The following is a 4330-nucleotide window of genomic DNA, read 5'->3' as shown; positions in this document are numbered from 1 at the left end:
GAAATTCCTGCCCATTGCCACTTGCCTTAAAAAAGAGTGTAGACAAAGTCCAAAAACGACTTTGTCTACACTCTGAACAATCATAATCACCCCCGCCCAAGGGGTGATTACGATTGTTCATGATCGACTATTTACGCAGTTACACTCTTTTCAATTCAATACTCGTAATTTCCTCTGCAATCGCCTTCGTCAGATCCTGTGCTGTTTTCGGGACGAATGATTTTAAAATGGCATTCACCATTGGTCCCATCACCCCTTTTGCAGTAATGTCCAAATTCCCGTGCATGACCGTTTTGGAATCCGAAATTGCCTCTGCCTTAAAATACCCATTGCCCGCAAAGTTTTCATTCAACCCGGTCAAATCGAATGTGACCAAAGATGGTTCTGTCCACTCCGTAATATCAATTTGCAGCTTGACCGTCTTTTGCATAATGCCGATATCACCTTTAAACGTCCACGTCGACTGCTTATCATTTATAATTTCATGCTCGATATATCCAGGGACGAGCGGTGCCCATCTGTCCATATCTTTGACGAAATCCCACACCTTCTCAATAGGGAGATCCAATTCTGTCGTATGTGTTCCACTAGGCATTTCATAGTCCTCCTTTTATTATGATAGAACAATTTCCACGTCGCTTATTTTACGCGACGGCACGTTGCCAATATGCATACCTGCCAAATAGCCGAAAGTCATTGCAGGTCCGATCGTTCCCCCTGCGCCAGGATATGCGCCGCCTAACACGCCCATCGCCGCGTTGCCTGCCGCATATAGCCCTTCAATCACCTTCCCTCGCAAACTGATCACTTGTCCATGTTCATTAATGCGTGGCCCGCCATTCGTTCCTAATGCACCAGCATAGACCGGCAATGCGTAAAATGGCCCTTTTTCAATTGGTCCGATTATCGCTTCACGGCCCCGGAAGCCATTTGCAAAATTCTCGAAGTGCAATGTACCGCGGTTGAAATCGGGATCTTCGTGATTAGCAGCGTGCTCATTAAAGCGATCGACCGTCGCTTCAAGCTGATTCGGATCGATTCCGATTTTATCCGCAAGCTCTCGAATGCTTTCCGCTTGTGGAACCCAATCCGGTGCCTTTTCGCCAGGCGCCATCGTCACGATTAACGCACGATCCTTTAATTGCTGGTCAAAAATGAGCCATACATTCGATTCATTCGGCAATGACTGCGAGTTTTGATCGTACGTGTAAAACGATTTAGGCAAGTCCATGTATGTGGAGCCTTCGTTGACGAAGCGTTTCCCATGTTTATTGACAATGATTGAATTTGCCGCTGTACGTGCTTGCGTGTCGATTTGGTGATACACTTTCCCTTCATACTCAATCGTCGGGTCAACAAAAGCCGGAGACCACCAAGCTTCGCCCATGTTTGCAAGAGCTGCCCCTGCTTCCATCGCCATAATCAACCCGTCGCCTTCGTTATAGGAAGGGGATTGTGGATGTGTAATCGCCCCTTTTAAAAATGACCGGACAAGCTCCTTGTTCCATTCGAATCCACCGGAAGCAATCATGACACCTTTTCGAGCACCGATGAAAAAGTCTGTTCCATCCTCTTGTTCAGCGCGAACGCCGATGACGGCTCCTTCCTCATTCATGACGAGTTCCTTTCCAGGAGTGCAAGTCAATGTAACGATGCCGCGGTCCAGCACAGCCTTGAAAAGACTGCCTGCCAACGCTCTTCCCATCGTCGTAATATTGTTTTCCATTCGTTCTGCGACGAGCGAGAAGTCAATATCCCCAGGGTCAACTGCGCCGCCTTCTTCCAACGTCAAAGGTGGGAAGATCGGGTTTCTTCTTATTTTCTCTGACCATTCCCCTAAATCATTCAAAGGAAACGGCAGCGGATCAAGTGAACGGCCTTCATTTTTGCCCCCTGGCAAATCTGCATAATAGTCTCCATACCCTTTAGGGACCGCAAATTTGACAGGCGTATGCTCATGGAGGTAATCGATCATCTTCGCTCCATTTTCAATATACACATCAATCAATTCAGGATCCGGCTCTTTGCCGTGCGTCAGCTTTGTAATATACTTTTTCGCTTCTTCATGCGAATCTTCCATACCGAGCTCTTTCATATAGCGGTTATTCGGAATCCACGGAATCCCGCCCGAAAAAGCTGTTGTCCCGCCAATTTGATCTGATTTTTCCAAGATGACAACTTCCGCCCCTTGATCATGGGCGAGTATCGCTGTCGTTAAAGCGGCACCCCCGCTGCCTAACACAACTACATCTGTTTCAACATCCCATTTCACATCGTTTTTCATTATCATTCCCATAACCCCCTTATCATTTAAGAAAGCGTTTTCATATAAAGCCACTCAATAAAGTGATTAATTTCAACATCCCCTTTATTGACAGGGGGTTGTCCTATATAATTATAGGTAAATGGAAAGTTAAAACAATAAACATTCTTCAGACAAATGATGCATTCTCATCACAAAGATGAAGAGTGTCTAAAACAGAGAGAGAAAATCGACAGGGGGAACGAAATTGTCTACAAAGCTGGATCCAAGAGTGGTCAGGACAAAGGCGATGTTTGAAGAAGCGTTGCTGGGGCTAATGGAAGAAAAGGACTATCAAAAAATCTCCGTACGAGAGATATCTGAAAGGTCCACACTGAATCGGGCGACATTCTACTTGCATTACTACGACAAAGATGAATTGCTCCAACAAATGTTAGACGAGGCATTGAATGATATAAGGCAGAGCGTACAAGTGAAAGATATTGAATTTAAGTATGATAGTGATAATCCGCATCCGATTTTCATTCGACTGTTTAATAAAATGATTGAACAGAACCGTTTTTATAAGATTATGCTCGTCCAGGAGAAAGTGCCGTACTTCACGGAGGCGGTGAGAGAAATTATTGAAACGTTGGTGGAAAGAGCGACGCAGTATATGCTGGACGATCGCATTGAATTTAAAGTGCCCGTTGAAATGTCCATCGCTTATATTACTTCAGCCTATTTGGGCGTCATTATTTGGTGGCTGAAAAATGATATGCCTTACACACCCGCGCATATGGCGAAGCAGCTGACAAGACTGTCGACGGTTGGACCATGGGCGGAAAATCCGTATTTGTGATGGAATAAAGACCCCTTCCGTAAAGGGGCTTGCGCTATACAATGAAAATATAAGAAAGGAAGGAACGGCTATGATATTGTGGTTTCGGCATTTGCCACAGCCGACTTTGGATTTATCAAAATGGAGGCCTTTCATTGAAAATGCATCGTTTCGAAAGCATTATATGAAATTTGTATACGTGTTAATGGCCGCTTTTTTTCTTGTTCCTTATTTGTCCTTCAAGGAAAGTTTTACTCATCTAACAAACTTTCCTCTACTATTAATTGTTATTTTGGTATTTGTCATACATGAAGCCCTTCATATTGTTGTCATACACAAGAAAGGCGATATAAGCTTAACGTTCAAAGGAATCTATTTTTGGCTCAATACAAATGCAGTGCTTTCGAAAAAGAGATTTTGGATCTTCATGAGCTTGCCTTTTATAGGATTAACGATCATCCCAGCAATTGCTTCGTTCTTTGTGGCTGGTGAGATTAAAGCGCTTCTTTTATTTAGCAGTTGGTTCAATTTAATAATCTCTTCCTCTGATATCGTGAATTCAGTTTTGATCTTGCTTAAGCCGAATCAATCTGAATTTTGCAGGGGGTACTACCGAGAGAAGGCAAGCATATTGAACGATGCGCCCCTGCCTAGAAAGACGTATAGTTAAAAATGACATCAAAGCAGACTCCCTGTCATACCCTATAGGTGGGGTGGTAAAATGCCAAGAGTCAAATACCGGGAATCAGACGTCGATTTAATGGCAAGGATGATGAGGGCGGAAGCCGAGGCTGAAGGAAAGCAAGGGATGTTATACGTTGGCAATGTCATTGTGAACCGTGCCGTAGCGGATTGTTTGGATTTTCGAGATGTAAGAACGATTAACGATGTCATTTTTCAAGTGCAAGGAAATAATTATTCGTTCGAAGCGGTGCAAAAGGGGAATTTATTCTACCAAAGAGCAAGAGAGACTGAAAAAAGATTAGCAAGACAGAACTTGGAAAACTGGAGACAACATCCAGCGAAATTCGCCCTTTGGTATTTCAATCCATACGCGCCTTGTCCTCCAACATGGTACGGCCAACCGTTTACCGGCCAATTCAAGAACCACTGCTTCTACGAACCAGTAGCCGGAACATGTGCAAGTGTGTATAACGGCTAGGCTCAATTCCGGTGCCCATTAGCGTTGCACGGATACCGTAAAAAGTTATTACTTTCATTTTTTACCAGTCGACTTGCTGTAAATA

General features: G+C 44.1%; 5 protein-coding genes. 3 read left to right on the top strand and 2 right to left on the bottom strand.

Going from position 1 to position 4330, the window contains the following annotated elements:
- Positions 1–139 precede the first annotated feature (139 nt).
- Together ACTHPA_RS18440 and ACTHPA_RS18435 are read right to left on the bottom strand one after the other, a co-directional pair.
- Complete coding sequence (locus ACTHPA_RS18440) at positions 140–595, bottom strand: CoxG family protein (RefSeq protein ID WP_440502410.1); 456 nt, start codon at positions 593–595, stop codon at positions 140–142.
- Positions 596–613: 18 nt separating this feature from the next.
- Positions 614–2290, bottom strand: a complete 1677-nt coding sequence (locus ACTHPA_RS18435) for an FAD-binding protein (RefSeq protein WP_440502409.1) — start codon at positions 2288–2290, stop codon at positions 614–616.
- A 220-nt stretch (positions 2291–2510) separates the two neighbouring features.
- On the opposite strand from ACTHPA_RS18435, the gene ACTHPA_RS18430 reads away from it, so the two are divergent.
- From ACTHPA_RS18430 to ACTHPA_RS18420, 3 genes are all read left to right on the top strand, one after another.
- Complete coding sequence (locus tag ACTHPA_RS18430; RefSeq protein WP_440502408.1) at positions 2511–3104, top strand: TetR/AcrR family transcriptional regulator; 594 nt, start codon at positions 2511–2513, stop codon at positions 3102–3104.
- 70 nt (positions 3105–3174) lie between these two features.
- Complete coding sequence (locus ACTHPA_RS18425; protein WP_440502407.1) at positions 3175–3753, top strand: DUF3267 domain-containing protein; 579 nt, start codon at positions 3175–3177, stop codon at positions 3751–3753.
- Between the two features lie 51 nt (positions 3754–3804).
- Complete coding sequence (locus ACTHPA_RS18420) at positions 3805–4245, top strand: cell wall hydrolase (RefSeq protein WP_440502406.1); 441 nt, start codon at positions 3805–3807, stop codon at positions 4243–4245.
- Positions 4246–4330 lie beyond the last annotated feature (85 nt).

The sequence above is a fragment of the Sporosarcina sp. SAFN-015 genome (genome assembly GCF_051966875.1).
In the GTDB taxonomy this organism is placed as follows: Bacteria; Bacillota; Bacilli; order Bacillales_A; family Planococcaceae; genus Sporosarcina.
This window is presented reverse-complemented; position numbering and strand designations above follow the sequence as displayed.

Excerpts from the sequence above, each read along its gene's own strand:
- ACTHPA_RS18440 (WP_440502410.1), bottom strand. The coding sequence starts at position 595 with ATGCCTAGTGGAACACATACGACAGAATTGGATCTCCCTATTGAGAAG.
- ACTHPA_RS18435 (WP_440502409.1), bottom strand. The coding sequence starts at position 2,290 with ATGATAATGAAAAACGATGTGAAATGGGATGTTGAAACAGATGTAGTT.
- ACTHPA_RS18425 (WP_440502407.1), top strand. The coding sequence starts at position 3,175 with ATGATATTGTGGTTTCGGCATTTGCCACAGCCGACTTTGGATTTATCA.
- ACTHPA_RS18420 (WP_440502406.1), top strand. The coding sequence starts at position 3,805 with ATGCCAAGAGTCAAATACCGGGAATCAGACGTCGATTTAATGGCAAGG.